The organism is Dactylosporangium sp. NPDC051484, from assembly GCF_040689395.1.
GTDB lineage: Bacteria > Actinomycetota > Actinomycetes > Mycobacteriales > Micromonosporaceae > Dactylosporangium.
In genome coordinates this window covers 252,327-278,653 of the sequence record NZ_JBFAZX010000005.1, presented here as the reverse complement: position 1 = coordinate 278,653, position 26,327 = coordinate 252,327, and the positions used below count along the sequence as shown (strand labels likewise).

The following is a 26,327-nucleotide window of genomic DNA, read 5'->3' as shown; positions in this document are numbered from 1 at the left end:
GGACGGCGGCGTACCGTTGACGGGGTCTACGAAAGGGGTCAGTGGTGGCGAAGATCGCGGTTGTGGCTGGTGACGGCATCGGCACGGAGGTCGTGGCGCAGGCGCTGAAGGTGCTGCGCGTCGTCCTGCCGGGCGTTGAGACGACCGACTACGACCTGGGCGCCGCCCGCTACAACCGCACCGGCGAGGTGCTGCCCGGCAGCGTCCTGGACGAGCTGCGCGGCCACGACGCCATCCTGCTCGGCGCCGTCGGCGACCCCAGCGTCCCGCCGGGCGTGCTGGAGCGGGGCCTGCTGCTCAAGCTGCGCTTCGAGTTCGACCAGTATGTCAACCTCCGCCCCTCCCGCCTGTGGCCCGGCACGACCAGCCCCCTGGCGGGCGTCAAGCCCGGCGAGATCGACCTGGTCGTGGTCCGCGAGGGCACCGAGGGCCTCTACGTTGGCGCCGGCGGCAACCTGCACCCGGACACCGCGGCCGAGGTCGCCACCGAGGAGAGCCTCAACACCCGCCACGGCGTCGAGCGGGTCATCCGCGACGCGTTCGCCCGGGCCGCGAAGCGCCCGCGCCGCAAGGTGACGCTGGTGCACAAGACCAACGTCCTCACCCACGCCGGCGGGCTGTGGGCGCGCACCTTCAACGCGGTCAAGGCCGACTTCCCGGACATTGAGACCGAATACCAGCACGTCGACGCCGCCGCCATGTTCCTGGTGACCAACCCGCAGCGCTACGACGTCGTCGTCACCGACAACCTCTTCGGTGACATCCTCACCGACATCGCCGCCGCGGTCACCGGCGGTATCGGCCTGGCCGCCAGCGGTTCGATCAACCCGGAGCGGGCGTTCCCGTCGATGTTCGAGCCCGTGCACGGCTCGGCCCCGGACATCGCGGGCAAGGGCGTCGCCGACCCGTCGGCCGCCGTGCTGTCCACCGCGCTGCTGCTGGACCACCTCGGTCACCCCGAGGCCGCGACGCGGGTCAACGAGGCGGTCGGCGCCGAGGTGACCACGCGGACGCCGGGCAGCGCGCTGTCCACCGAGGCGATCGGAGACCGCCTCGCCGCAGCCGTGGCGTGAGCTTGGTGTGAGTGTGGCGTGAGCCGGGTCTGAGCTTGGTGTGAGCTTGGGCCCCGGCGCCATATCTCCGATGCCCGGCGCCCTGGCTGCGATTGAACGTCCGTTCGGGTAAGTTGCAGGCACGGCACGCGGCGTGAGCGTGCCGGCGCAACCTTTTGTGGAGGCATGCATGAACGGCGGTGAAACGCTCGACTTCGAGATTCGTCAGAATCCGCAGCCTGTAACCGCCGCGGAGCGATCCGCGCTGATGGCCAACCCCGGATTCGGCCGGATCTTCACCGATCACATGGTCACCGTGCGCTACGCCGAGGGCAAGGGCTGGTATGACGCCCGCGTCGAGGCGCGCGGCCCGATCCCGATGGACCCGGCGACCGCGGTCCTGCACTATGCGCAGGAGGTCTTCGAGGGGCTCAAGGCATACCGGGCCGCCGACGGCGGGGTGACGCTGTTCCGCCCCGACGCCAACGCCGCCCGGTTCCGCGCCTCGGCGCGGCGGATAGCCATGGCGCAGGTCCCGGAGAGGCTCTTCCTCGACGCCCTTGAGGCGCTCATCCGGGTCGACCGCGACTGGGTCCCCGACGACCCGGAGGGCAGCCTCTACCTGCGCCCATTCGAATACGCCAGCGAGGCCTTCCTCGGCGTCAAGCCCTCCTCGGAGTATCTCTTCCTGATCATCGCCTCCCCGGTCAGCAGCTACTTCAGGGGCGGCGTGCGGCCGGTCAGCGTCTGGGTCTCGCGGGAGTACAGCCGCGCCGCCCCCGGCGGCACCGGCGCGGCCAAGTGCGGCGGCAACTACGCCGCCAGCCTGGTGGCGCAGGCCGAGGCGATGGAGCACGGCTGCGACCAGGTGGTCTTCCTCGACGCGGCGCAGCAGCGCTACGTCGAGGAGCTCGGTGGCATGAACGTGTTCTTCGTCTTCGACGACGGCTCGATCGCCACCCCGCCGCTGACCGGCACGATCCTGCCCGGCATCACCCGCGAGTCGGTGCTGCGGCTGGCCGTGGACCGGGGCCTCACGGTCCGGGAAGAGCAGTATTCGTATGACCAGTGGCGCGCCGACGCGAACAGCGGCCGGCTGCGGGAGGCCTTCGCGTGCGGCACGGCGGCGGTGATCACTCCGATCGGCACCGTGCGTGACGCCGACGGCGAGTTCACGGTCGCCGACGGCAAGGCGGGCGAGGTGACGATGAGCCTGCGCGAGCAGCTCGTGTCGATCCAGCGCGGCATCGCACCCGATCCGTATGGCTGGGTCCACCGCGTTCTGTAACCAATGCTTTACAAAGAGCGGCGCCGGGCTCGCCCCGGCGTCGCTCGCGTCTGCGCAGGGCCTCGGCCCGTCCGCCCTACGCTGACCAGCGGCCCAGGTTGGAACTGCGGCCCATCCCCGGTTTGACCGCCCGCGGCACCGACCGGTCGCATGCCAGCTGCAGCGCCTCCTCCGCCAGTCGCGCGTCCGGGCACGGCCAGAACGCCTTGCATTCGCAGAAGTTGTCCGTGCGCGGGCGGTGCGCGTCGTGCAGGGCCCGGGCCACGCGCCACAGCATCGGATCGGCGCAGCCCAGCGGCGGATCGACCGGCGGCTCGATCGGCTCCGGCGGAAGTCCGTCGATCATCCTGCCCCCAAGGTGCGCGCGATGCTGCGGATCGCCAACGGTAGCCGCTGCCGGGCCGCCCCACAGACGCGCTGAGCGCAACCTACACCCGGAAATGCGTACGGGTGCCGGAGCCGCCACTCCGACACCCGTACAAGAGGAAAGCTCCTAGTCGAGAGCCGCCTCTGCATCGAGGGTTACCGCCAACGCGTGAACCACCGCGGCGACGCGCAACACCTCGTCGACCACTTCGCGGGACACCCCTGCACCACGAAGTGATCTTTCGTGCGATTCCAGGCACACCCCGCACCCGGTGATCGCGGATACTGCCACTGACCACGCCTCGACGTCGGCGGCGCCGACGCCGGGCGTGGAACTCACCTGGCGGCGCAGCCGCGCCGGCAGGTGCTGATACGCCTCGTCACCGATGAGGTGTTTGGCGCGGAAGTAGACGTTGTGGATCGCCATCCGCGACGCGACCGCCTTGGCCGCCTCGACGGCCTCCGGCTTCAGGTGCTCGCCGGCCTCGGCCGCGATGTTGCGGATCACGAAGGCGCTGCGGGTCGTCATCGCGCACGCCAGCACGGCGCCCCACAGTCGCTGCTCGTCCAACAGGTGCGCGGCGAGCACCGAGTCGAGGTTCAGCTCGAGGTCCCGCGCATACGGCGGCAGAGCCGCCCGCAACGTCGCAATGGACATCGAACCACACCTCCTCACTCGCCAACAGTACTCACGAACGGTGATCAAGCCCCGCCCGCGCGGGCCTCATCGGACCGGCTTCAACATTGCCGGGTCCTCGTTACGGGGACGTGACGAACAGGGTGAATCGTGAAGCAGATCACCCCAGTTCTCAAAATCCGGAATCACGTGCCACTGGGGGCCGGTGCGTGGCAAGCTACCGAACGTGACTCGGCTCATTATTGGCCCTTAGCGCGTCCAGCATCCTCCAGCTGGCCGCGCAGACCTCTCGCATCCGCGAGGGGTCTTTTTGTTGGTCCCGATCCGAGTAGCGCACCAGGCCCCCCCTCTTCCCGCCAAAGGAGCAACCATGCAGGTGTACGACACGACGCTTCGCGACGGGGCCCAGCGTGAGGCGATCAGTTACTCCGTCGTCGACAAGCTCGCCGTCGCGCGGCTGCTCGACGAGTTCGGCGTCGGGTTCATCGAGGGCGGCTGGCCCGGGGCCATGCCGAAGGACACCGAGTTCTTCCGCAGAGCCCGCACCGAACTCAACCTCAAACATGCCGTCTTCGTCGCGTTCGGCGCGACCCGCAAGGCCGGGGTGCGGGTCCAGGACGACCCGCAGGTGCGCGCCCTGCTCGACGCCGAGACCCCCGCCGTGACGCTCGTGGCCAAGTCGGACCTGCGCCACGTCGAGCGCGCCCTGCGTACCACCGCGCAGGAGAACCTGGCGATGGTCCGCGACACCGTCGAGTACTTCGTCTCCGAAGGCCGCCGGGTCTTCCTCGACTGCGAGCACTTCTTCGACGGCTACCGCTTCGACCCCGAATACACCGCCAGTGTCGCCGCCGCCGCCCTCGCCGCCGGCGCGGAGACCGCCGTCATGTGTGACACCAACGGCGGCATGTTGCCGTCGCTGATCACCCGCACGATCGACGAGGTGCGGCAGCGGCTCGCCGCCGCGCTCGGCATCACCCCTGAGCAGGCCGTCGCCCGCCTCGGCATCCACTGCCAGAACGACACCGCGTGCGCGGTCGCGAACACCGTCGCCGCCGTCGAGGCCGGCGTGCCGCACTTCCAGTGCACCGCCAACGGCTACGGCGAGCGGCCCGGCAACGCAGACCTGTTCGCCGTCGTCGGCAACCTGCAGCTCAAGCTCGGCATGCCGGTCCTACCGGACGGATGCATCGAGCAGATGGTGCGCGTCTCGCACTCCATCGCCGAGATCGCCAACATCGCACCCGACACCCACCAGGCCTACGTCGGGTCGTCAGCGTTCGCTCACAAGGCGGGCCTGCACGCGAGCGCGATCAAAGTGGATCCCGTGCTGTACAACCACATCGACCCCGTCGTCGTGGGCAACGACATGCGGATCCTGGTCACCGAGATGGCCGGCCGGGCCAGCATCGAGCTCAAGGCGCGCGAGCTCGGCGTCGACCTTGCCGGCAACCCGGAGGCTCTGTCCCGGGTCACCAACCGGGTCAAGGAGCTCGAGGCCCAGGGCTGGTCGTTCGAGGCCGCCGACGCCTCGTTCGAGCTGCTGGCCCGCGCGGAGCTGGCCGAGGGCGCCCTGCCGCGGCCGTTCGCCCTGGAGTCGTACCGCGTCCTGGTCGAGCACCGCGAGGACGGCGCCGTGGTCTCCGAGGCGACGGTCAAGGTCCGCGTCCGCGGCGAGCGGGTCATCGCCACCGCCGAGGGCAACGGCCCCGTCAACGCCCTCGACGAGGCGCTGCGCGTGGCCCTCACGAGGCACTACCCGGAGCTGGCCGGCTTCCAGCTGGCCGACTACAAGGTTCGCATCCTCGAGGGCAGCCACGGCACCGGCGCGGTCACCCGTGTCCTCGTGGAGACCCACGCGACCGGGGAGGACTGGACGACCGTCGGCGTTCACGAGAACGTCGTGGAGGCCAGCTGGCAGGCCCTCGTCGACGCGCTCAACTACGGCCTCACCCGCCAGGTGCACGTCTAGACATACGCGGCGGGGGCCGACAACTGCCGACCCCCGCCGTACCGATTCCTTTGTCGCCCTACGGGCATTTGTTCTGTTTATATGCGGCCAGCGCCGCCGAGTCGGGCTCGAACTTCCAGGCCCCGTTCTGGTACTTCACCGTGTTCGTCCCGGTCTGGTTCGCCGAACCGGCCGCCGGGGCGTGCGTCCACTTGATCGTCGCCGTGCTGTCGTCGACCGGCGTCACGCCCGTCACCTGATACTTCCCCTGCTGCCCCGTGCACGTCGCCACCAGGTCGATGTACGCGTCCTTGTCGATCGCCGCCTTGGCGCTGTCGGTCCACAGGTCGTAGGCCCCGGCCCAGTCGCCCTCCGACAGGTTGTCGAACACCTGCTCGGCCGCCACCTGTGCCGACTGCGCGTCTTGCGGCTGCGCGGTCACCTCTACCGTGGGCCGGTCGGACGCCGGCTCCGGCTTGTCGCCCTGCTTGTCCGAGCAGGCGACCACCGCGCCCAGGAGAAGCGGCACGGCGAAGGCGAGCGCGAGGCCGCGGAACGTTCGTGTCACCCATCTGCTCCAACGTGGTTCCGGTTCGGGCGGGGGCCCGATTCGTAGGTGAAGGTACTCCCGGCCAACGAACCGCGTGTAGCCGGAGGTACGCCTTCGATCTCTGCGCCGGTCGCGCCCTGCCGGCTCAGGCCGCGCCCTTCGGGAGCACCAGCTCCGCGAACACCGCCTTGTGGTCGCTGTTCGGCATCCGGTGCACCGTCACCGTGCGCACGCCGACCCGCTTGTCGGCCACGACATGATCCAGCGTCACACCCGGGATGAACCACCGCTCGTCGAACGGCCACGACGCCTCGAAGCCGGCCCCTACCACGTCCGCGGCGTCTCGGTAGCCCTTGGCCAGCACCGAGCGGAACCCCTTGTGGTCCAGCGTCGCGTTGAAGTCCCCAATCAGCAGGCTCACCGCCCCGTCCGGCGTGGCCGCCGGCTCCTGCGCGATGTCCCGCTCCCAGCACCCGCTCCGCGACGCGGCCGCCGGCGCGCATGTGTGCACCGACTCGACCCGCACCTCCGCCGCGCCCGGCACCCGCACCCCCGCCTGTGCCTGCCCGAACCCGGACTCGAAGCGCCGATACCCGAGGTCCGCCACCGGAAAGCGGCTGTACACCGCCGAGCCCGTCACACCCGGCTGCGGGTACGACACCGCGTTCGGCAGCACGTCCTCCAGCCCCGCGGAGCGCAGCGCGTCCTTCGCCTCGGGCGTGTACTCCTGCAACGCCACCAGATCCACGCCGTGCTTCCTGATCAGCCCCACGATCATCGCCGGGTCCGCCCCGCCCAACAGCATGTTCACGCTGAGCACCCGGATCGCCGGCCCCCCGTCCGGCTCCGGCGAGCTGTCGGCGACCCAGCGCGGCAGCACACAGGCCGCGAGCGCGATCGTGGCCAGCGCCGCGACCAGCGCGGCCCAGAGCCGCTTGGTGAGCACCGCGACCAACAGCGGCAGCAGCGAGGCGGCCGCGACATAGGGTGTGAAGGCGATGAGTTGCACGGCGGGGAACCCGCGGTCCAGCCCGAGCGTCCGCGTCGCCGCCCAGACCACGAACGGCACCACCGCCAGCCAGAGCACCACGGTCCACCAGCGCCGCCGCGGCTTGACCGGTTTCTCCGGCAGCAACGGCAGGGTGTCCTCCGTGGTGACCATCCCGCCAGGGTAAGCGAGCCACACAACCGGTGTCCGCGTCGCACCTTGTTTCGTGCCACTTCGCCGCGCGTCGGCTTCTTCGCACTCTGCCTTCGGGGGCCGGTTTGCTCCGCTTGCCGCTCCGCGTTGCTCGCGTCCGCGCGTTGCTTCGGGTCCGGCCGGTCCGCGGTGGCCGTTCGGCCAGCATGGAAGAACCGCACGTCGCGGCGCTCTGGCAGTAGGCTCGACATCCGTGTACCCAGTGATCGCGCGGATCGGTCCGGTGGCGATCCTGTCCCACGACGTGTTCGTGGCGCTCGGCATCGGGGTCGCCGCGCTCGTGCTGCTGTGGGAGATCCGCCGCCGCGGCGCTCAGGACGAGCGCCTCTGGTACGTGCTGGCCGGTGCCCTCGTCGGCGGGGCCCTCCTGGCCCGCCTGGGCACGTGGGCTCAGCACCTCGACCCGAGGGACAACGCGACGCTGCTGGAGCAGTGGGCGTTCGGCAACCGCAGCATCCTCTCCGGGCTCCTCGGTGCCTACTTTGGCGCCCTGCTCGGTAAGCGGATCAGCGGGTACCCACACAAGACCGGCAACCTCTTCGCACCCGCCGTCGCCGCGGGCATGGCGGTCGGCCGCGTCGGTTGCCTGCTGGCCGAGCCGCCGGGCACCCCGACGAGCCTGCCGTGGGGCATCACCCTCGACGACGCGCACGCCGCGGCGATGCACGTGCCGGCCGGCGTGCCGCTGCACCCGTCGATCGCGTACGAGATCCTGTTCCACCTGGCGGCCTTCGCGGCCCTGCTCGCGCTGCGCGGCCGCATCACCGCGCCCGGGCGGCTTTTCACCCTGTACCTCGCCGCCTACGCCGCGTTCCGCTTCGGCGTCGAGTTCGTGCGCGGCAACGAGGTCGTCTGGGCCGGCCTGACCCGTTCGCAACTGTTCCTGCTCGCCCTGCTGCCCCTGACCATGGCGCGTTTCGCCTGGAGGCACGCGCGCGGACGCGCACACAGCCGTGAGGTCCCGAACGAAGCGGAGGCACTGACGTGAGCTCTCGACCGCGCGGACGCGCGCCCGGCCGTGAGGTCCCAAACGAAGCGGAGGCGCTGCCGTGAGTTTTCCGCCCCAGTACGGCTGGTCCGTGCCGCCGCCTCCACCGCCTCCGCCCGCCCCCGAGCGCCCCATCCACACGAGGCGCGTCTTCGGCGGCATCGGCCTGGCCTTCCTCGGCCAGGCCGTCGCGATCCTGCTCGGCGTCGCCGCAATCATCATCGGCGGCAGGAGCGCCAAACCTGAGAACGCCATCATCGGCGTCTACGTCGAGATCCTGCTGCAGGGCCTGCTGCTTGTCGCCTGCCTCGTCGTCGGCATCGTGTGGATCGCCCGCAAGGACCGCGGCATCGGCCTGGGCATCCTCATCGGCTGGAGCGTCAGCGTGGCCGTCCTCCCCATCGCCGGCATCGGCGTGTGCCTCGCCATCGTCAACCAGGGATCGTCATGAACTCCGGAATGCAACTGCGCGGAGACCGCATCCACCGCTACGTCAACGCGTTCTGCCCCGCCTGCGCGGCCGACGATCCGGACCGTCCACTGGAGATGGTCCAGCGTCTGTCCGGTCTCCTCGCCGAACGGGACGGGCGGATCTGGCTTGAGCGCGGCTGCCCGAGCCACGGCCTCGTCCGCACCCTCTACGACGAGTCGCCGGAGATCCTGCGGTACCTCGAGCAGTGGACCGCGCCCACGAAGGCTCACATCCCCGACGTGGCCGGCAACTTCGCCCCCGTGCCGTCCGCGTACCTGGCCGGCCTGCCGGAGATGCAGACCCAGCACACCTGCATCCTGCTCGCCGACCTCACCGACAGCTGCAACCTGCGCTGCCCCACGTGTTTCACGGACTCCTCGCCCGCCATCGAAGGCGCCGTGCCCCTCGCCGAGGTCCTCGCGAGCCTCGACACCCGGCTGTCGCGCGAGAACGGGCGCATCGACGTGCTGATGCTCTCCGGCGGCGAGCCGACCCTCTACCCGTGGCTCGAGGAACTGCTCGACGAGGTTTCCGCGCGCAACGTCGTTCGGATCCTCATCAACTCCAACGGCGTGCGCATCGCGCGCGACGACGCGTTGCTGGACCTCCTCACCCGCCACCGCGAGCGGGTCGAGGTCTACCTGCAGTACGACGGCGTGTCCGAGCGCGCCGCCCGCCACCACCGCGGCGCCGACCTGCGCCGCCTCAAGGACCAGGCGGTCGACCGCCTCTCCGCGCGTGGCGTCTTCACCACCCTGACCATGACGTGTGCCCTGGGCGTCAACGACGACGAGATCGGCGCCGTCGTCAAGCGCGCCCTGGACACCCCGTACGTCGGCGGCGTCTCCCTGCAGCCCCAGTTCGGCTCCGGCCGTTCGGGCCCGATCGACCCCATGAACCGTCTCACGCACACGGGCGTCCTGGCGCGCCTCGGCCCGCAGACCGGCGACCTGGTTACCTGGCGCGACCTCACGGCCCTGCCGTGCTCGCATCCGCACTGCTGCTCGGTCGGCTACATGCTGCGCGACGACGCGGGCCACTGGCAGTCGATGACCGCCCTCATCGGCCACGAGCGCCTCCTGTCGTTCCTCGACCTGGCCCCCGACATGGTCGCCAACCGCATCGCCGACGTACAGCTGCCCGCCGCCCTGCGCACCGCCGTCAAGGACTCCCTGCTGGGCCTGCTGTCCGAGCAGTCCTCCCTGTCCCACCCGGACGTAGGCTCCCTGTGGCGCGACATCTGCGAGAACTGCGACCTGGGCATCTCCACCCTGACGACCCTCGTGTCATCCTCGCTGCCGGGCGGTCGTAACCGTCTGCGCAAAATGCTCGGCGAGCGCGTCAAGCGCATCACCGTCAAGCCCTTCATGGACCTGCACACCATGATCGAGGAGCGCCTCCTGCAGTGCTGTGTCCACGTGGCCACCCGCCGCACGGACGAGACCGGCCCCCAGGACCAGTGCGCCCCGTTCTGCGCCGTACAGGCCTGGTCCGCCCTGTCGGCCCAACGCCTCCCACGCGCGACGAGCCAGCTGCTGCCGTTGTCCCCCCGACCGGCCGCAACCGAGGCGACCTCATGACAAACCGGCTGCCGACCTCGCCGCCCCCACCCACGACCTCGGCCCCACCCGAGCCGTCGGTTCTCTCCTCGTCTTCGACGCCGCTGCCGACGTCGGCCTTGCCGGCGACTTCGGCCGCGCCCGCGCCGTCGGTTTCCTCCTCCTCCTCGTCTTCGGCTCCGCCTCCGTCTTCGGCGCTGCCGCTGTCTTCGGCTCTGCCCGCAAACCTGGCGAGGCCTTCGCGCCCGGGCGCGAAGCCGCCATCATCGTCTTCCCCGGCGCCTGGCGCGTCCGCGCCGTACGATCCGCTCCGTCTCTGCATCTACGCCACCATCGCGGCCCTGGCCTGGCTCCTGGGCCCGGTAGCGGTGGTGGGCTTCGCCCTGCTGGGCTTCGTCGGCTACGCCAGAGCCCGCCGCCGCGGCCTCACCCGCTCGAAGTGCATTTTGCGCGACACTCGGCTGGTCCTGACGTACCTTGCCGTCCTCGCCCTGGCCGGCCTCGCGGCCATCGCCTGGCAGCTCTACCACCTGTTCACCTGAGCCGACGCCCACGCTTCCGCGCGTCCCTGCGGCAGGTCGTTCAGCCATGCGGAGGTTCTGCTGGCCCGGGCGCGACGGCAGGTCTACGGTTGGCTGCCGTGAGTGACCTGCCACCCGCGCCAGACCGCGGCCCCAACGGCTCGCCGAAGCCGGAGCGGCCAACGCCGCCGCCAGGCTGGCTGCGACGCACGGAGGCGGAGCAGCGCTGGCCCGCCGCACTCGCCATCGCGGTCGCCATCGGGATCCACCTGGTCCTGCCGCCCGACCTGGCGCCGCGCCCGCGCTGGCTGCTCCCGGGTCTGGAGACCGCCCTGCTGATCAGCATCGTCGCGGTCAACCCGCTGCGGATCAATCGCGAGACCCGCATCCTCCGGCCGCTGTCCATCGGCCTCGCCGCCCTGCTGACGGTCGTCACCGCCTGGTCGGTCTGGCTGCTCGTGCGCGCCCTCTTCGACCAAACCCACGGCGACCTGGCGCCGGCGCACCTGCTGCTGTGGGCCGCCGCGATCTGGCTGACCAACGTCATCGTGTTCGCCCTGTGGTACTGGGAGGCCGACCGCGGCGGGCCCGCAGCGCGCGCGGACGCGGACACCCCGCACCCCGACTTCCTCTTCCCTCAGATGCAGGTGCCCGAGCTGGTCCACCGCGACTGGGAGCCGGGCTTCTTCGACTACTTCTACCTGGCCTTCACGAACGCCACCGCTTTCAGCCCGACCGACACCATGCCAATGTCCAAGTGGGCGAAGATGCTCATGGTCGCCGAGTCCGTGATCTCTCTGGTGACCGTGCTGCTGGTGGTGGCCCGCGCGGTCAACGTCATCGGCGGCTGAGAGCCGAGCAGGGCCGAGCAGAAGGAACGAGATGGCCGAGATGGCACAGCCCTACCTGCACGACCACGTCACCTGCGTGGCCGCCCCGGCGACCTGGCTCTCGGGCCCCTCCGGCCGGCTCGCCGGCGGCGCCGACGGCCTCTACGTCGAGGACCGCCGCGTCCTGTCCCGCCTCGTCGTCACCGTCGATGCCGCGGAGCCGGTTCCGATCGCCGTCCGCCGCACGGGCGCGGCCTCGGCCCATTTCTCGTCGGTACCGCAATTGCCCGCCCCCGGCGGCGACGCCCCCACGCTGACGCTGTCGCGCCGCCGGCTGGCCGAGCCGTCGGGTGGCATTGAGACCATCACCCTGGCCAACGCCTCCCACGCCCCGATCACGGTCGACGTGGCGGTGCACGCGGCCACCGACTTCGCGGGGATGGGCGAGGTCCGGGCGGGCCGTGTCGCGAATGCCGCCCCCGCCGCCGGCCGGCCCCCGGCCGCGGCGGACCCTCAGGAGCGCCTCGACTGGCACGCCGCCGACGGCATGTCCGTTCGCATCCAAACAATCCCGCCTGCGCACATCGCCGCCGGCGTGGACGCGGACGCCGACCCGTGCGTGGAGGCGCGTCCGTTTCTCGGGGCCGCGGCGACGCTGCGCTGGAGTGCCACCGTGCCCGCGCGCGGAACCTGGTCCGCCGAACTGCGCATCACCCGCACGGATGTGCCCCCGATCGCCCGGCCCAAGCGGTTCAGCACCCTCCGCGTCGCCGCGGACGACAGGCGGCTCGACGCGCTCGTACGGGCGAGCGTCCAGGACCTCGACGCACTGCGCCGGACCGAGGGCGCGGACGCGTACTACGCCGCGGGCAGCCCCTGGTACCTGACCCTGTTCGGCCGCGACGCCCTCTGGGCCGCCCGCCTCGCGTTGCCGCTGGGTCACGACGCCGCCGCGGGCACGCTGCGCCTCCTCGCGGCCCGCCAGGGCGTCCGCCACGATCCGGAGACGGAGGAGGAACCCGGCCGGATCCTGCACGAGCTGCGCCGCGCCGGCACCGGCCACACGCTGCCCCCGGTGTACTACGGCACGGTCGACGCGACGCCGCTGTTCGTGAGCGTCCTCGCCGACGCGTACCGGTGGGGCATGCCTCCGGCCGCCGTCCGCACGCTCCTGCCCGCCGTGCGCCGTGCCGTCGGCTGGCTGATGCGGCACGACGGCTTCGTGCGTTACGACACCGGCGGCACCGGCCTTACGAACCAGGGCTGGAAGGACTCCGCCGACGCCGTGCAGCACGCCGACGGCCGCCCGGCCCGCGGCCCGATCGCGCTGAGCGAGGTCCAGGCCTACGCATACCGGGCCGCCCTCGACGGCGCCTGGCTCCTCGATCAGTTCCCCGACGCCACCCCGGACGATGACGCTACCGGCGGCAGCGCCCACGACGCAGCGGTGACCGGCGCGGCTGGCAGTGCTTCCCACGACGCCACGGCGACGTACGAGGCCGGCGACGGAGGCTACGACGCGGCGGGGGAGGCGAAGCGATGGCGCGAGTGGGCAAACGACCTCGCCGAGCGCTTCCGGGCATCGTTCTGGTGCCCCGGCGGGCAGCCCGCGACGGCCCTGGACGGCGCTGGCGAGCGGGTCGACCTCATCGCCTCCAACATGGGCCACCTGCTCGGCACCGGCCTGCTCACCCCGCCGGAGAGCGCCGCTGTGGCCGAGCGCCTCGCCACGCTGCGCTCGCCGTTCGGCATCCGCACGGCCGCACCGGCGTCAGCGGGGTACAACTTCCTCTCCTATCACCTCGGCTCCGTCTGGCCGCACGACAACGCCGTGGCACTGCTGGGTCTGGCGCGCGACGGCCACCGCGCGGAGGCGTCGGCGGTCATCGCGGCCCTCCTGGACGCGGCCGAGCGCTTCGATTTCCGCTTCCCCGAGTTGTACGGCGGCGACGACCTGCCCACCCCGTACCCGACCGCGTGCCGCCCCCAGGCGTGGGCCGCGGCGGCCGGGCCGGCGATCCTGACCGCGCTGCTCGGGCTCGACGTCGACGTGCCGGCCGGGCGGATCACATTCGCGCCGCTCGCCCCCTCGCCGGTCGGCGCGTTCCGAGTCCGCGGCCTGAAGGTGGCCGACGGCGAGCTCGACGTGAGCGTCACCGCCGCGGGCGAGCTCACCATCCACAATGGACCAATCGGCGTGACGTTCCACAACGCCGACGGCACGCCCGCCCGGATCGGCCGGCCGGGGCTAGGCGCCCGCGCCGGCGCTACCGCTCCGTAAGCTTGAACAGTGCAGCTCATCGTTCTGGACCGGTCGACCTGGGAGGCCCGCCGCGCCGCCCACGAGGCGCGCGTGGACGCCTGGATCGAGCCGCATCTGGCCCGCCGCCGGCGCGGGCGGAAGCATCCGGTCGAGGACTTCCTCTTCACCTACTACTCGTACCGGCCCGCGCAGCTGCGCCGCTGGCACCCGGGCGCGGGCATCGTCCTCGACGAGTCGGGCGAGGACGCGGCGACGGTGCCGGCCCGCCGCGCGGACGCGATCGCGTGGATCCGCGAGCTGCTCGCCGCCACAGCCGCGCGGACGCCGTACCTGGCCTGCTTCGGCCTGCATGAGTGGGCGATGGTGTACCGGCAGACGCAGGACGAGCTGCGGCACAACGCGTGGCCGCTGCGCCTGGGCCCGCGGGGCACGGACGCGGTCGTGGCGGCCGGGCGGATCCGGTGCAGCCACTTCGACGCGTTCCGCTTCTACACCGAGCCCGCGCGGCCGCTGAACCTGCTGCAGCCGACCCGGGAGGCGCAGGCCGCCAACGAGCAGCCGGGCTGCCTGCACGCGAACATGGATCTCTACAAGCACGCGTACAAGCTCGCCCCGCTGGTTCCGGCCGAGCTCATCGCCGACTGCTTCGAGCTCGCCCGCGACGTCCGCACCCTCGACATGCGGGCCTCGCCGTACGACCTCGCCGACCTCGGCTACGAGCCGGTGCGGATCGAGACCGTCGAGGGAAGGACGCGTTACGTCGATGAACAGCGCTCCTTCGCCGAGCGCGCCGCCCCGCTGCGCGGACGCCTCATCGCCGAGTGCGACAGGCTCCTGGAGACCGTCGGTAACTGACCGCAGGGTGGAACCCGGACACGGCCGCTTGGTGTATAAGTCGGGTTCATGTTGCGGCGGGAACTTGGGTCCGGGGAGTGGCGATGAGTGAGGTACGGCGGCGGCTAGGGCCCTTGCTGGGCATGTGGGACACGACCGCCACCGTGAACGGCAAGGTCACCATGCGCGGCTGGACGAGCTTCGCGTGGGCGGACGAGGGGGAGTTCCTCATCCAGCGCGCGGACGCGGATCCGCCGGGCGACGACGTGCCCAAGGAGTGGATCATCAATGCGCCGTTCCCGACCACGTCGATCATCGGCTACGACGACGGCAGCAGGACCTTCACCATGCTGTACTCCGACGCCCGCGGTGTCCTGCGCACCTACGGCATGGACCTCGACGGCGGCACCTGGCGGATCTGGCGCGCGGCCGAGGGCTTCAACCAGCGCTTCACCGGCATACTCGATGCCGACGGCAAGCGCATCACCGCCCAGTGGGAGATGTCGAAGGACGGCCTCAGCTGGGCCAAGGACTTCGACATGACGTACACCCGTGACTGAGGGCCGTCACAGCCTCTCTTAGCCTCGCCACAGCAACACACCTCTACCTTTCGTCGAGACGGCGCGCCCGCGCGGGGGCCGGCCGAGCCAGCGGAAGGAAGCCACCATGATCGAGGCTGTCGGCCTCACGAAACGTTACGGCGAACGCGTCGCCGTCGACCGGCTGTCGTTCACGGTCCGCCCCGGCCAGGTCACCGGATTTCTCGGTCCCAACGGGGCGGGCAAGTCGACCACGATGCGCATGATCCTGGGCTTGGACGCGCCCACGGAGGGCACCGTCACCGTCAACGGCCGCCCGTTCGCCACCCTGGACAACCCGATGCGCGAGGTCGGCGCGCTGCTGGACGCCAAAGCCATCCACGGCGGGCGCAGCGCGTACCACCACCTGCTGTGCCTCGCGCAGAGCAACAACCTGCCGCGCCGCCGCGTCGACGAGGTCCTCGACGTCGTTGGCCTCACCGGCGTCGCGCGGAAGCGCTCGAAGGGATTCTCGCTCGGCATGGGCCAGCGGCTCGGCATCGCGACCGCGCTGCTGGGCGACCCGAAGGTGCTCATGTTCGACGAGCCCGTCAACGGCCTCGACCCCGAGGGCATCCTGTGGATTCGCAACCTGATGCGCTCCCTGGCCGCCGAGGGCCGCACCGTACTCGTCTCCAGCCACCTCATGTCGGAGATGGAGCACACCGCCGACCACCTGCTCGTGATCGGACGGGGTCGAATGATCGCGGACTGCACAGTGCGCGAGTTCATCGACCGTAACTCGGCGCTCGCCGTCCGCGCGCGGACGCCCGACGCCGCGCGCCTTGCCGGCCTCGTCACCGCCGCCGGCGGCAACGCCGCGCCCGAGCCCGACGGCGTGCTGCTCATCACGGAGCTGCCGCTCCCGCGCGTCGGCGACCTGGCGTTCGACAACGGCATCCGGTTGCACGAACTCTCGCCGCTGCAGGCATCTCTGGAGCAGGCGTTCATGGAACTGACCAAGGACAGCGTCGAGTACCACGCGGCAATCCCGGGAGAAAAGCAATGACCGGCATCGTACTTCCACGAGCAGGCCTATCCGGCATGCTGCGCTCCGAGTGGACGAAGCTGCGCTCCGTGCGCTCAACGGTGTGGTCCATCGTCGCCATGGCCGGCATCGCGATCGGCCTGATGTCGATCATCTCCTGGGCGGTGGTGCGCCAGTGGGACATTACCGACCCGTCGAGCCAGGGCTACCTGCGCCAGCACCCGCTCGAGATCGTCATCGCCCGCCCCGTGTTCATCGCCCAGCTCGTGATCGCGGTCCTCGGTGTGATGGTCATCTCGGCGGAGTACACCACCGGCATGATCCGCTCCACTCTCCAGGCGCAGCCGCGCCGCCTCACCGTCCTCGGCGCGAAGATCCTGGTGTTCGCCACCCTGATGCTCGTCGTCGGTGAACTGCTCTCCTTCGGCGCGTTCTTTCTGGGCCGCGCCATCATCGCCGAGCACATTCCGGTCTCCCTGGGTGACCCGGGCGTGACCCGCTCGGTCATCGGGGCGGGCCTCTTCATGGCCATGCTGGGCCTGTTCTCGCTGGCATTCGGGGCCATCATCCGCCACACCGCGGGCGCCATGACCGCCGTGCTGGGCCTGATCCTGATCGTGTCACAGCTGACCGGTCTCCTGCCGGGCAGCTGGGGCGCTCACATCCACGCGTGGATGCCCACGAACGCCGGCCAGCTCATCTTCGAACCCGCCCTGCCCCCGGACGCGCTGCTGACCCAGTGGCAGGGCTTCGCGGTCTTCAGTGGCTGGACGGTGCTGCTGCTGGCCGTGGCGGCGTACCTGTTCAAGACCCGCGACGCCTGATCCGCCCTTCTCGACCGGCCGGTTTCGTCCTGCTCTCCTCGTCTCTTCGGTCTTGTCCCAGTGACCGCGCACCGCTCCCGCCGACGGCCCGGAGCGGCGCGCGGTCGCGGTCTTCACGCCTCCGCGCTGGCGCGGCACGTCCGCGCGGAGGCGGTCCTTTTGTGCGGGTCCGCGTCCGCGCCGAGGTGGTCTGTCTGTGCGGGGTGCGCGGCCGTATGGAGGCAATGGATTCGTGCGGGTGCGGCGGGTCCGCGCGGGCGCGTTGTGCGTAGTGCCGGGCCACTCAGAACGACGCGAGCCGGACGACCTCATCGGCACAGCCCCACGACAGCGTGACCCCCGCGCCGCCGTGCCCGTAGCTGTGGACGAGCCGGGTGCCACCCGGTAGCGGCGTCGGATCCGGCTCCACCCGTGGGCCTCCATGCCGCGCCGGGCGCAGCCCCACCGCCTCCCACAGTGGTCGCGCCCCGGTCAGCTCCGGGACCAGGCCGGTGCACCGGCGCAGGATCGCCTCGGTCGTCGGCGGGTCGACGGTCTCGGACCAGTCGCCGGGCTGGAACGTCCCGCCGAGGACGACGTCGCGGGAGCGCGGGTGGACGTACGTCATGCCGTCCGGGTGGTCCTCGTCCCGGATCGACGTCACCAGGCCCGGGTTGGCCACGCCGACGATCTGCCCCCGGGCCGGGAACACGGCCGGGTCGTCCGCGAGGACGCGCGCCGCCAGGCCGGTCGCGTTGACCACCGTCCCCGCCTGCCCCGCGAGGTCAGCCAGTCGCTCGACGCGCCCGCGCGTGAGCGTGCCGCCCGACTGTCGCACCCGGTCGGCAAGCCATCCAAGGTACGGCTCCATCTCGACCGACGGCACGGTGAAGCGCCACTCGCCCGGATGCGCCGCGAAGTCCGGCACCGCAGCCGACCACCATGGCGTGCCAGCCGGGCCGCGCAGCAGCATGCGCGTCGGACGCGGGGCGACGCCAGGGACGCCGGCGGCGGCCTGGGCCATGAGCTCGTCGTACGTTCGGCGCGCCCACGCGAGGACGCGCGGGTCGCCTTCGGTGTGCGTCGGGTACCACACCGCCGCGGCCAGCCGGGACACCGTCCGGGTGGGCTCGTCAGCCGTCACCACGCGCACGCGCGCGCCGCTCCCGAGCAGGCGCACCGCACAGGTCAGGCCGATCACGCCGGCGCCGAGCACGATCACATCGTCCATACCTCCAGGCAAGCAGCGCCCGGGCGCGATGTCCATGTCCCATGCGGTACCTCTGAGCCACCACGAGGTCGCCTGGCGGGGTGCCCGCGGGCCGGGGCGCGGTCGCAGTCGGTTGAGGCGGAGCGTCCGGGTACGCCGCCCGGCCGTTGGGGGTCAGGCCCGGATGAACGCGAGCAGGTCGGCGTTGAGCGCCGCCTCGTAGGCGCCGACGATGCCGTGGGACGCGCCGGGGTACACCTTGAGCGTCGCGTCCTTCAGCAGTTGCACCGTCTTGGGCGCGGCCGCTTGGATCGGCACGATCTGGTCGTCGTCACCATGCGCGACGAACACGGGAATGTCGATCCGCTTGAGATCCTCGGTGAAGTCGGTCTCCGAGAACTCCTTGACGCAGTCGTAGGCGGCCTTCAGCCCCACCTGCATGCTCAGCAGCCAGAACTGGTCACGCATGCCCTGTGACACGGTGCTGCCCGGACGGTTGGCGCCGTAGAACGGCGCGCTCAGGTCGCGGTAGAACTGCGAGCGGTCGGCGGCCAGCCCGGCCCGGATGGCATCGAATGCCTCCAGCGGCGTGCCCTCCGGGTTGGTGTCGGTCTTGAGCATCAGCGGCGGCACCGCACCGACCAGGACGGCCTTCGCCACGCGCGACGTACCGTGGCGCCCGAGGTACCGCGTGACCTCGCCGCCGCCGGTGGAGTGCCCGACCACGATCGCGTCCGTGAGGCCGAGCTGGTCGATGACCTCGGCGAGGTCGTCGGCGTACTGGTCCATGGTGTTGCCGTTCCATGTCTGCGTGGATCGGCCGTGGCCCCGGCGGTCGTGGGCGATCGCGCGGAAGCCGTTGGAGGCCAGCAGCATCACCTGGTTGTCCCAGGCGTCGGCATTGAGGGGCCAGCCGTGGCTGAACACGACGGGTCGGCCCGCACCCCAGTCCTTGTAGAAGATCTGGGCGCCGTCGGACGTGGCGATGTAGGGCATGGCGTCTCCTCGCGACTCGGTGCGAGCGGGTGTGGGCGGGCTCGTGCAGCCCTGCTGACCACGATGGCGCCGGATAAACCCGCACCAGCCGGCCACGTGACCGGGCCAGGTGATGGTCCGGCCGTGTCCGCACGGAGGCGCCCAGGCCACTCGTGCGTGTGGACGCCTGCGAAGGGCCGAGTGCCGTCCCGCGGATCCGCACGGGTGCCTCAAAGGGGGATGAACCCTACCTTAAGTTAGGGGCTTCATTGAGCGATATTCATAAAGGTTATTTACTGTTAACAATCCTTCCTTTACATTGACGGGACCACCCCCACCGCTGGAAGGAGCGATTGGATGCGCAAAGCGATCGCTGCGGTACTCATGACACTGGCCACTGCGGCCGCCGCACTGCTGGTGACGGCGTCCCCGGCATCGGCGCATGGGTACATCTCCTCACCGCCCAGCCGCCAGGCGATGTGCGCGCAGGGCCGCGTCGCCAACTGCGGCGCCATCGTGTACGAGCCGCAGAGCGTCGAGGGTCCGAAGGGCCTGACGAGCTGCAGCGGCGGCAACAGCCGTTTCGCCCAACTCGACAACCCGAACATGGGCTGGCCGGCGACGTCGGTCGGCAACACCGTCACCTTCAACTGGGTGTTCACCGCCCGCCACGCCACGACGAACTGGGAGTACTTCGTCGGCGGCACCCGTATCGCGGTCATCGACGGCGGCGGCAGGCAGCCCGACGCGACGGCGTCGCACACGGTGAACCTCGGCGGGCGGACCGGCCGGATCCTCGTGCTGGCCCGCTGGAACGTCGCTGACACCGTCAACGCGTTCTACTCGTGCGTCGACCTGCAGGTCGGCGGCGGCGGTGGTGGCAACCCCACGCCGACGCCCACGCAGCCCTCGCCGACGCCGTCGCAATCACCCACCGCCTCTCCGACGGCCTCGCAACCGCCGGCGGGCACGACCACCTGGGCCTCCGGCACCGCGTACAAGGTCGGAGACCGCGTCACGTACAACGGTGTGACCTACCAGTGCCTCCAGGCGCACACCGCGATCCCGGGCTGGGAGCCGCCCAACGTCCCGGCCCTGTGGAAGCGCGTCTGAACCTCGGTACCGCTCGAAAGCGGTGGCGTCCCGCGCATCGGGGCGCCACCGCGCGCAAGGAGATCCCCGGAACATGAAACGCTTCGCGCTTCTTCTCGCGGCGTTCCTGCTGGCGGGCTGCGCCGCCGCCCCGGCCCAGCCCGCCCCCGCAGGCACCGAGCAACGCGTCTTCAACGACACCGACGTCATGTTCAGCCAGATGATGGTCGCCCATCACAGCCAGGCACTGGAGATGGTCCGCCTGGCCCGGACGAAGGCGGTACGCGAGGACATACGCACCCTCGCGGCCGCGATCGACGTCACTGAGACCGACGAGCTCAAGACCATGCAGGTGTGGCTCGGCGCGTGGGGCCAGCCGTCGGCCGCGGACCCGTCCGCGCACGCCGCCCACGGCGGGGCGCACGGCACCAGCCCTGACGACATCAAGGCGCTCGGAGCCACCAGCGGCACGGAGTTCGAGACCAAGTTCCTCAACATGCTCATCGCGCACCAGCACAACGCGATCGAGATCGCCCGGATGGAGACCGGCACCGGCGTGAACCCCGGCGCCCTCGACCTGGCCCGGCGCATCGACGAGTCGAGGACCGCCGAGATTCAGCAGATGCTTCGGTACCTCAACGCGCCCTCCTGACGCCACTTCCGCACCGGGCACCGTCATAGCCGCCCGCGCCCGCACTGCGGCCGCTGTCGTTCGGCTCTGTCGGCGCTGGTTACAGGCGTTTGTGGATCCAGCCTCTCCGCGTCGGGCCTCGCGTCCGAGCCTCCGCGCTCCTGCGCCCGCGCGGGATGCGGGCGTACCTGGCGCGCATTGCGATTCGTGGCCAACGCGTTCGTGCCTTCGCCGCGTGGTTGGAGAGCCGTCATACCCGTCCGCGCGGGCGCGTCCGGTTCATACGGCGTACGGGCGGTTTCGGCGCCGAGGTCCTCGCCGCACAGCGGGGCGCGAGGGGCGATGATGGCGGCTGTATCCCGGGGTGGTGGGCAGCAGGGCTTCGGAAAACGGGGCTTCGGGATCGGCTCCATCGTGGCGAGGAGGCGCGGATGACCGAGCGGCTGAGGAACTGGGCCGGGAACATCGAGTTCGGGGCGGCGCGAGTGCACCGGCCCGAGACGGTCGAACAGGTGCAGCGCATCGTGGCCGGCGCCGAGCGGGTGCGCGTGTTTGGTACCGGGCACTCGTTCAATCCCATCGCGGACACGCCCGGGGACCTCATCAGCGTCGCCGGGCTGCCGGCGGACATCCGGATCGACGCGGAGCGGGGCACGGTCAGCGTCGCCGGCGGGGTGCGGTACGGGGAATTGGCCGAGCGGCTGGATGCCGCCGGGTACGCGCTGCACAACCTCGGGTCGCTGCCGCACATCTCGGTCGCGGGCGCGGTCGCGACCGGCACGCACGGGTCCGGGGTCGGGCTGGGCAACCTGGCGACCGCCGTCGCCGCGATCGAGCTCGTCACCGCGGACGGCGAGCTGGTGTCGCTGCGGCGCGGAGACCCCGACTTCCCGGGCAGTGTCGTCGCGCTCGGGGCGCTCGGTGTGGTTGTGCGGGTGACGCTGGACGTCGTCCCGGCGTACCAGGTGAGCCAGCACGTCTTCGAACACCTGCCCCGCGCGCGGCTGGACGCGCACTGGGAGGAGATCGCGGCCGCGGGGTACAGCGTGAGCCTCTTCACCGGCTGGGCCGGCGACACCGTCGACCAGGTGTGGGTCAAGCGACGCGACGGCGACGCGCCCGCGCCCGCGGAGCTGTTCGGGGCCAAACCGGCCGGCGGGCCGCGGCACCCGATCGCGGCCATGTCGCCAGTGCACTGCACCGAGCAGGGCGGCGCGCCCGGGCCATGGCACACGCGGCTGCCGCACTTCAAGCTGGAGTTCACCCCGAGTAGCGGCGAGGAGCTGCAAACGGAGTACTTCGTGGCGCGCGCGGACGCGGTCGCCGCGTTCGCGGCAGTGGACCGTGTGCGGCATCTGGTCGCGCCCGCGCTGCAGATCTCCGAGATCCGCACGGTCGCGGCGGACGAGCTGTGGCTCAGCCCGCACTACGGGCGCGACAGCGTGGCGCTGCACTTCACCTGGGTACCGAATAATGATCTTGTTCTTCGGGCGGTTGAGGCGCTGGAGGAGCAGCTCGCGCCGCTGGGCGCGCGGCCGCACTGGGGCAAGGTCTTCCGGCACGCGCCGCGCTACCCGCGCTCGGCCGACTTCGCCGCCCTCGCCGCGCGGCTGGACCCGCGGGGCGCGTTCCGCAACGCGTTCGTGCAGCGCCACTTGCGCGCGGAGTAGATTTCCACCCGTGCGTATCGCTCGTTTCGCCCACAGCAGTGGCATGTCGTTCGGGGTCGTCGAGGGCGAGCCCGCGGCCGGTGTCTCCGGCCTGACCGTTGCCGAGATCAATGGTCACCCCTTCGGGGACCTCCGGTTCACCGGGCAGCGCTGGGCCGTCGCCGACGTGCGGCTCCTCTCACCCATCCTGCCCAGCAAGGTGGTGTGCGTCGGGCGCAACTACGCCGACCACGCGGCCGAGCTGGGCAATGACGTGCCCAAGGAGCCGCTGCTCTTCCTCAAGCCGTCCACCTCCATCATCGGCCCCAACGACGCGATCCGGCTGCCCCCGCAGTCGCAGCGGGTCGAGCACGAGGCTGAGCTCGCCGTCGTGATCGGCGTCACCGGCGCGCGCCGCGTCGACCGCGCGGGCGCCGCTGCGGCGATCTTCGGGTACACCTGCTCGAACGACGTGACCGCGCGCGACCTGCAACGCCAGGACGTGCAGTTCACGCGCGCGAAGGGCTTCGACTCGTTCTGCCCGATCGGCCCGTGGATCGTCACCGGCGTGGACGTCGGCGACGTCGAGGTGCGCTGCGAGGTCAACGAGGAGGTCCGCCAGCTAGGCCGCACCAAGGACATGATCTTCGACGTGCCGACGCTTGTGTCATATGTGTCACACGTGATGACGCTGCTGCCCGGCGACGTGATCCTCACCGGCACCCCGGCCGGCGTCTCCCCGATCGTGGCCGGCGACGAGGTCGTCGTCTCGATCGAGGGCATCGGCGCGCTCAGCAACAGGGTCCTGACCTTGGAATAGGCACGTTGCCGACAACCGATTTGGCTTGGAAGGGGACCTCCGGTAAAGTTCTCTTTCGGCGCGGTAAGCGCCAATGGGGTATGGGGTAATTGGCAGCCCGACTGATTCTGGCTCAGTTAGTCTAGGTTCGAGTCCTGGTACCCCAGCACCGCAGCAAGATCGCGGTGCTGTAGAGTTTCACCGCACGTCAGCACGTTCTGGGGCCCCGTCGTCTAGCGGCCCAGGACGCCGCCCTCTCAAGGCGGTAGCGCCGGTTCGAATCCGGTCGGGGCTACAGTGGGAGACCGCGCTTCCTTCGGGAGGCGCGGTTTTTCATTTGGTACCCGCATTCGCGCCCGACGCCGCCCCTAAGCACTCGACTAGGGCCGGTCGCGGCTTCCGCCCATGCTGTACGTCACACCGCCACGTTCGGATCTCCCTCCGTCCGGCCGCTCCCTGCCCGCCAGGCCCGGCTGTCCCTCCTGTGCGTGGCCGCGCCGTTGGCGCTGGGCGCCTCGGTCGCTCGGACCTCACCCGGCGGCGCCCGCACGCGCGGGCGCGGCCTGGACCTTGGGGTCACTTCACGAGCGCGGCGGGTCAACCCATGACGACCCGGACATGCAGTGCCGCGGCCCCGCCGTTACCTCACTGTCAGTGGCAGCTAACCGTCCGCGACAGGTAATGCCGCGAGGTCTGTGCCCAACGCCGCCGTCAGGTCGCCGATGGGCCCGCCATGACGCTGAGCGCGCTCAGGACGTCCGATCCGGCGGCGGGGGTACTCTCGGGGGAGCCCGCCCGACCCGATGAGTCGCACACGGGCGTAGAGGCCGTCGTAGCCGCTTGTACGCCCGACCCTACGATGCCCTTGACCGTTCAGTGCGGGCAGGTTCGGCGACGCGCCCTCGCCGGTCAGCAGGTCGGCAGGTCGCCTTCCGGTGTCAGCCACGCCCGGGTATCCCGCGTGCGGGGCCGGGGTGAGCTTGTTCACCTTCGTGAGGTCTGCCCAGCCGATCGCGGGCTGATCCACGCTGGCAACGTCGCAGCCGCCCGGAACCCGGCATCCTTGCCGGGGAAGTCCTGCGTTGCCTCCGCGCCCGGGAACCGCCTTGCCTCCGTGGACGCGGCGTCCGCGGTCTGTGAGCCCCCGTTCACCGAGCGCCGGCAGCACGTACCCCCGTCGGCGGCAACGAAGTCCACGCCGTCCCCTCCCGCGCGTGTGCTGTGCGACGTCCGGCGCCGAGGTCCGCGTCGCCGCCGCCCGCGCCGCCCTGGCTGCCGGCCGTGCCCGCTCCTGCCTGCGCGTTGTCCTGCCCGCACCTTGCCGTCGTCCATCGCCGAGGCCGCGACCAGTTCCACCGCTCGGTCCGGATGCGCGGGCGCGGTCCACGTCGCCACGCCGAGCCGGTCCTCGAACCATGGCGCCGCGCCCGCACCCGTCAGTGGGCGCGGGCGCGGCGCCCGTCCGCTTACAACTGGGTGGCGATCCCCAGGACTGCCGCGATGAACACGAACAGCCCGATCATCGCCGTCATGCAGCCACCCCGGCCGCTGGCGGTGTTGCCGCTCGGCTCTGCGGGCGGTGGCAGCTGCGGCTCCTGCGGTGCGGGAGGGGAGTTCGGCGCGTCGGGCCCGCTCGGGCCGTGGTCCGACGGGGAGGCCGGCGTCCCCGACGCCGGGGTGGAGTGGATACCCGCCGAGCCGTCCGGCTCGGGGCTGGCAGGTGTGGTGGAGTCGGGCACTGGCGTTCCTTCCAGCTGATGCGCTCCGGGACTGCGCCCCGGATCCGCCGATGCAGGACGCGCCCACGCCCGGCGTTCCCGGACGCTCCGGAGGGCACGTCTCGCCGATCGTAGGCGCGTCCGCGCGGCACGCAACCCCGTGCGACGCCGTCGTGGTCAGGATCAGCGCATCGACGCAGCGCCCGACGCGTCCGCGCGTGGTTCCGCCCAGCCGGCGTCCGTTCTGGGCGCCCTCAGGCACCCGCACGGCTGCGGTGGCCACGCCCGAGATACCGATGGGCGTCGAGCCCCGAAGACTCAAGGACGGACGCGGCGACCGCGAGGAGCCGCCGGCGATCACCAGACCCAGCAGCGAACATGAAGGGCCGTGTGCAAGCGAAACGAGTAATAGTAATTGGGAAGCATCACGAGACCCGCGTAGGCAAGGGGCCGGCAAGCACCGCGAGACATCAGCACTCACGGCGTTCATGCAGGACGGTGTCACACACGAGGAAGGACGCCTGGCACCAGGCGTACGAACCTGAAAGACATGTGGGGAAGCACCAACGCCCGGCCGGAGGCTGACCGGCCGGGCGGAGGAAGCGCGAATCGCGCGCGTGCGGTAGCGAGGCGGGGACGGAAGCGAACCGGCTACAGGCCCGACAGGCGCTGCCCGGCCCGCACGACGGCCATCGCGTGGCGATCGCCCGGGCGCCGGCCCAGGCGCTCGATCGGTCCGGAAATGCTGATCGCCGCGATGACCCGCCCCGTGCGGTCCCGGATAGGCGCGGAAACGCTCGCCACGCCGGCCTCGCGCTCCGCCACGCTCTGGGCCCAGCCGCGCCGCCGCACCTCCGCGAGGGTGCGTCCGGTGAACTTGCAGCGCGGCAGCAGCGGCATCACGGCCTCGGGCGGCTCCCACGCCAGGAGGACCTGTGCGGCAGAGCCGGCCGTCATCGGCAGCACGGCGCCGATCGGCACCGTGTCACGCAGCCCGCTGGCCCGCTCGGCCGCGGCGACGCACAGGCGTTCGTCGGCGCGGCGCAGATACAGTTGCGCGCTCTCTCCAGTCGCGTCGCGCAGCGCGGTCAGCATCGGCTCGGCGGCGGTCAGCAGTACGTCCGGTGCGGCGTTGGCCAACTCGCCGAGCCGCGGGCCCGGGCGCCAGCGGCCCTGGGCGTCGCGCACGAGCAAACGGTGGATCTCCAACGCCTGTGCCAGGCGATGTGCGGTGGCGCGCGGAAGCTTGGTCCGCTCCACCAATTCCGCCAGGCTGGCGCCGTCGACGCAGGCGGCAAGGATGACAACCGCCTTGTCGAGCACGCCCACACCGCTCATACTGTGTCCCACAGACCGAAACATACCTCCCAAA

25 protein-coding genes and 2 tRNA genes are annotated in these 26,327 nt (G+C 71.2%); 19 read left to right on the top strand and 8 right to left on the bottom strand.

Annotated features, from left to right (window positions below):
• Nucleotides 1-44: 44 nt before the first annotated feature.
• The gene (locus AB0367_RS12255; RefSeq protein WP_366226298.1) at nt 45-1,073 is read left to right on the top strand and encodes a 3-isopropylmalate dehydrogenase; all 1,029 of its coding nucleotides are present in this window, start codon (nt 45-47) and stop codon (nt 1,071-1,073) included.
• A 169-nt stretch (nt 1,074-1,242) separates the two neighbouring features.
• Nucleotides 1,243-2,340, top strand: coding sequence for a branched-chain amino acid aminotransferase (locus AB0367_RS12250; protein ID WP_366226297.1), 1,098 nt, complete (start codon nt 1,243-1,245; stop codon nt 2,338-2,340).
• 76 nt (nt 2,341-2,416) lie between these two features.
• On the opposite strand, the gene AB0367_RS12245 is transcribed toward AB0367_RS12250, so the two are convergent.
• Entirely contained in the window at nt 2,417-2,686 is a 270-nt protein-coding gene (locus tag AB0367_RS12245; RefSeq protein WP_366226295.1) for a hypothetical protein, read from the bottom strand.
• A gap of 147 nt (nt 2,687-2,833) precedes the next feature.
• Nucleotides 2,834-3,364, bottom strand: a complete 531-nt coding sequence (locus AB0367_RS12240; protein WP_366226294.1) for a carboxymuconolactone decarboxylase family protein — start codon at nt 3,362-3,364, stop codon at nt 2,834-2,836.
• Between the two features lie 349 nt (nt 3,365-3,713).
• Here AB0367_RS12240 and cimA point away from each other — a divergent pair, with 349 nt between their 5' ends.
• Nucleotides 3,714-5,315: a citramalate synthase gene (gene cimA / locus AB0367_RS12235; protein ID WP_366226293.1), complete on the top strand. Its 1,602-nt coding sequence runs from the start codon at nt 3,714-3,716 to the stop codon at nt 5,313-5,315.
• A gap of 58 nt (nt 5,316-5,373) precedes the next feature.
• Here the strand turns inward: cimA and AB0367_RS12230 are convergent, their stop codons facing one another.
• Nucleotides 5,374-5,862, bottom strand: coding sequence for a hypothetical protein (locus tag AB0367_RS12230; RefSeq protein WP_366226292.1), 489 nt, complete (start codon nt 5,860-5,862; stop codon nt 5,374-5,376).
• Between the two features lie 127 nt (nt 5,863-5,989).
• The gene (locus tag AB0367_RS12225) at nt 5,990-7,006 is read right to left on the bottom strand and encodes an endonuclease/exonuclease/phosphatase family protein (protein ID WP_366226290.1); all 1,017 of its coding nucleotides are present in this window, start codon (nt 7,004-7,006) and stop codon (nt 5,990-5,992) included.
• A gap of 232 nt (nt 7,007-7,238) precedes the next feature.
• Between AB0367_RS12225 and AB0367_RS12220 the strand changes: the two genes are divergently transcribed.
• From AB0367_RS12220 to AB0367_RS12175, 10 genes are all read left to right on the top strand, one after another.
• Entirely contained in the window at nt 7,239-8,033 is a 795-nt protein-coding gene (locus AB0367_RS12220; RefSeq protein ID WP_366226288.1) for a prolipoprotein diacylglyceryl transferase family protein, read from the top strand.
• Between the two features lie 61 nt (nt 8,034-8,094).
• Nucleotides 8,095-8,484, top strand: coding sequence for a hypothetical protein (locus AB0367_RS12215; RefSeq protein WP_366226286.1), 390 nt, complete (start codon nt 8,095-8,097; stop codon nt 8,482-8,484).
• Complete coding sequence (locus tag AB0367_RS12210; RefSeq protein WP_366226285.1) at nt 8,481-10,085, top strand: radical SAM protein; 1,605 nt, start codon at nt 8,481-8,483, stop codon at nt 10,083-10,085. Before AB0367_RS12215 ends, AB0367_RS12210 begins: the two co-directional genes overlap by 4 nt.
• A gap of 350 nt (nt 10,086-10,435) precedes the next feature.
• On the top strand, nt 10,436-10,606 hold the full coding sequence (locus AB0367_RS12205; RefSeq protein ID WP_366226284.1) for a hypothetical protein: 171 nt from the start codon (nt 10,436-10,438) through the stop codon (nt 10,604-10,606).
• 98 nt (nt 10,607-10,704) lie between these two features.
• Nucleotides 10,705-11,436, top strand: coding sequence for a hypothetical protein (locus tag AB0367_RS12200; RefSeq protein WP_366226283.1), 732 nt, complete (start codon nt 10,705-10,707; stop codon nt 11,434-11,436).
• Between the two features lie 31 nt (nt 11,437-11,467).
• Complete coding sequence (locus AB0367_RS12195; protein ID WP_366226282.1) at nt 11,468-13,696, top strand: glycogen debranching N-terminal domain-containing protein; 2,229 nt, start codon at nt 11,468-11,470, stop codon at nt 13,694-13,696.
• Between the two features lie 9 nt (nt 13,697-13,705).
• Nucleotides 13,706-14,533 carry a 3-methyladenine DNA glycosylase gene (locus AB0367_RS12190; RefSeq protein ID WP_366226281.1) on the top strand — a complete coding sequence of 276 codons (828 nt, stop codon included), beginning with the start codon at nt 13,706-13,708 and terminating at the stop codon, nt 14,531-14,533.
• Between the two features lie 83 nt (nt 14,534-14,616).
• On the top strand, nt 14,617-15,072 hold the full coding sequence (locus tag AB0367_RS12185; protein ID WP_366226280.1) for a hypothetical protein: 456 nt from the start codon (nt 14,617-14,619) through the stop codon (nt 15,070-15,072).
• 106 nt (nt 15,073-15,178) lie between these two features.
• Nucleotides 15,179-16,099: an ATP-binding cassette domain-containing protein gene (locus tag AB0367_RS12180; protein ID WP_366226279.1), complete on the top strand. Its 921-nt coding sequence runs from the start codon at nt 15,179-15,181 to the stop codon at nt 16,097-16,099.
• Nucleotides 16,100-16,134: 35 nt separating this feature from the next.
• Nucleotides 16,135-16,902 (top strand): ABC transporter permease, encoded by a 768-nt coding sequence (locus AB0367_RS12175; protein ID WP_366226277.1) that lies wholly within the window; start codon nt 16,135-16,137, stop codon nt 16,900-16,902.
• Nucleotides 16,903-17,185: 283 nt separating this feature from the next.
• Here the strand turns inward: AB0367_RS12175 and AB0367_RS12170 are convergent, their stop codons facing one another.
• Together AB0367_RS12170 and AB0367_RS12165 are read right to left on the bottom strand one after the other, a co-directional pair.
• Nucleotides 17,186-18,112 (bottom strand): FAD-dependent oxidoreductase, encoded by a 927-nt coding sequence (locus AB0367_RS12170; RefSeq protein ID WP_366226276.1) that lies wholly within the window; start codon nt 18,110-18,112, stop codon nt 17,186-17,188.
• Between the two features lie 153 nt (nt 18,113-18,265).
• The gene (locus AB0367_RS12165; RefSeq protein ID WP_366226275.1) at nt 18,266-19,087 is read right to left on the bottom strand and encodes an alpha/beta hydrolase; all 822 of its coding nucleotides are present in this window, start codon (nt 19,085-19,087) and stop codon (nt 18,266-18,268) included.
• 336 nt (nt 19,088-19,423) lie between these two features.
• On the opposite strand from AB0367_RS12165, the gene AB0367_RS12160 reads away from it, so the two are divergent.
• The 6 genes from AB0367_RS12160 to AB0367_RS12135 all read left to right on the top strand — a co-directional run bounded on the left by AB0367_RS12160 (nt 19,424) and on the right by AB0367_RS12135 (nt 23,532).
• Nucleotides 19,424-20,179: a lytic polysaccharide monooxygenase gene (locus AB0367_RS12160; protein WP_366226274.1), complete on the top strand. Its 756-nt coding sequence runs from the start codon at nt 19,424-19,426 to the stop codon at nt 20,177-20,179.
• Between the two features lie 73 nt (nt 20,180-20,252).
• Nucleotides 20,253-20,810, top strand: coding sequence for a DUF305 domain-containing protein (locus tag AB0367_RS12155; protein WP_366226273.1), 558 nt, complete (start codon nt 20,253-20,255; stop codon nt 20,808-20,810).
• A gap of 410 nt (nt 20,811-21,220) precedes the next feature.
• A complete protein-coding gene (locus tag AB0367_RS12150) occupies nt 21,221-22,459 on the top strand; it encodes an FAD-binding protein (protein ID WP_366226272.1) in 1,239 nt (412 codons plus the stop codon).
• A 10-nt stretch (nt 22,460-22,469) separates the two neighbouring features.
• Entirely contained in the window at nt 22,470-23,258 is a 789-nt protein-coding gene (locus AB0367_RS12145; RefSeq protein WP_366226271.1) for a fumarylacetoacetate hydrolase family protein, read from the top strand.
• A gap of 74 nt (nt 23,259-23,332) precedes the next feature.
• Nucleotides 23,333-23,404: transfer RNA gene (locus AB0367_RS12140), tRNA-Gln, on the top strand.
• A 55-nt stretch (nt 23,405-23,459) separates the two neighbouring features.
• Nucleotides 23,460-23,532, top strand: a tRNA-Glu gene (locus tag AB0367_RS12135).
• A 1,171-nt stretch (nt 23,533-24,703) separates the two neighbouring features.
• Here the strand turns inward: AB0367_RS12135 and AB0367_RS12130 are convergent.
• Nucleotides 24,704-24,976: a hypothetical protein gene (locus AB0367_RS12130; RefSeq protein WP_366226269.1), complete on the bottom strand. Its 273-nt coding sequence runs from the start codon at nt 24,974-24,976 to the stop codon at nt 24,704-24,706.
• A 630-nt stretch (nt 24,977-25,606) separates the two neighbouring features.
• Nucleotides 25,607-26,293, bottom strand: coding sequence for an IclR family transcriptional regulator (locus AB0367_RS12125; RefSeq protein WP_366226434.1), 687 nt, complete (start codon nt 26,291-26,293; stop codon nt 25,607-25,609).
• Nucleotides 26,294-26,327 lie beyond the last annotated feature (34 nt).

Excerpts from the sequence above, each read along its gene's own strand:
- AB0367_RS12245 (WP_366226295.1), bottom strand. The coding sequence starts at position 2,686 with ATGATCGACGGACTTCCGCCGGAGCCGATCGAGCCGCCGGTCGATCCG.
- AB0367_RS12240 (WP_366226294.1), bottom strand. The coding sequence starts at position 3,364 with ATGTCCATTGCGACGTTGCGGGCGGCTCTGCCGCCGTATGCGCGGGAC.
- AB0367_RS12155 (WP_366226273.1), top strand. The coding sequence starts at position 20,253 with ATGAAACGCTTCGCGCTTCTTCTCGCGGCGTTCCTGCTGGCGGGCTGC.
- cimA (WP_366226293.1), top strand. The coding sequence starts at position 3,714 with ATGCAGGTGTACGACACGACGCTTCGCGACGGGGCCCAGCGTGAGGCG.
- AB0367_RS12180 (WP_366226279.1), top strand. The coding sequence starts at position 15,179 with ATGATCGAGGCTGTCGGCCTCACGAAACGTTACGGCGAACGCGTCGCC.
- AB0367_RS12150 (WP_366226272.1), top strand. The coding sequence starts at position 21,221 with ATGACCGAGCGGCTGAGGAACTGGGCCGGGAACATCGAGTTCGGGGCG.
- AB0367_RS12250 (WP_366226297.1), top strand. The coding sequence starts at position 1,243 with ATGAACGGCGGTGAAACGCTCGACTTCGAGATTCGTCAGAATCCGCAG.
- AB0367_RS12165 (WP_366226275.1), bottom strand. The coding sequence starts at position 19,087 with ATGCCCTACATCGCCACGTCCGACGGCGCCCAGATCTTCTACAAGGAC.
- AB0367_RS12160 (WP_366226274.1), top strand. The coding sequence starts at position 19,424 with ATGCGCAAAGCGATCGCTGCGGTACTCATGACACTGGCCACTGCGGCC.
- AB0367_RS12195 (WP_366226282.1), top strand. The coding sequence starts at position 11,468 with ATGGCCGAGATGGCACAGCCCTACCTGCACGACCACGTCACCTGCGTG.
- AB0367_RS12125 (WP_366226434.1), bottom strand. The coding sequence starts at position 26,293 with ATGAGCGGTGTGGGCGTGCTCGACAAGGCGGTTGTCATCCTTGCCGCC.
- AB0367_RS12170 (WP_366226276.1), bottom strand. The coding sequence starts at position 18,112 with ATGGACGATGTGATCGTGCTCGGCGCCGGCGTGATCGGCCTGACCTGT.
- AB0367_RS12225 (WP_366226290.1), bottom strand. The coding sequence starts at position 7,006 with ATGGTCACCACGGAGGACACCCTGCCGTTGCTGCCGGAGAAACCGGTC.
- AB0367_RS12185 (WP_366226280.1), top strand. The coding sequence starts at position 14,617 with ATGAGTGAGGTACGGCGGCGGCTAGGGCCCTTGCTGGGCATGTGGGAC.
- AB0367_RS12175 (WP_366226277.1), top strand. The coding sequence starts at position 16,135 with ATGCTGCGCTCCGAGTGGACGAAGCTGCGCTCCGTGCGCTCAACGGTG.
- AB0367_RS12210 (WP_366226285.1), top strand. The coding sequence starts at position 8,481 with ATGAACTCCGGAATGCAACTGCGCGGAGACCGCATCCACCGCTACGTC.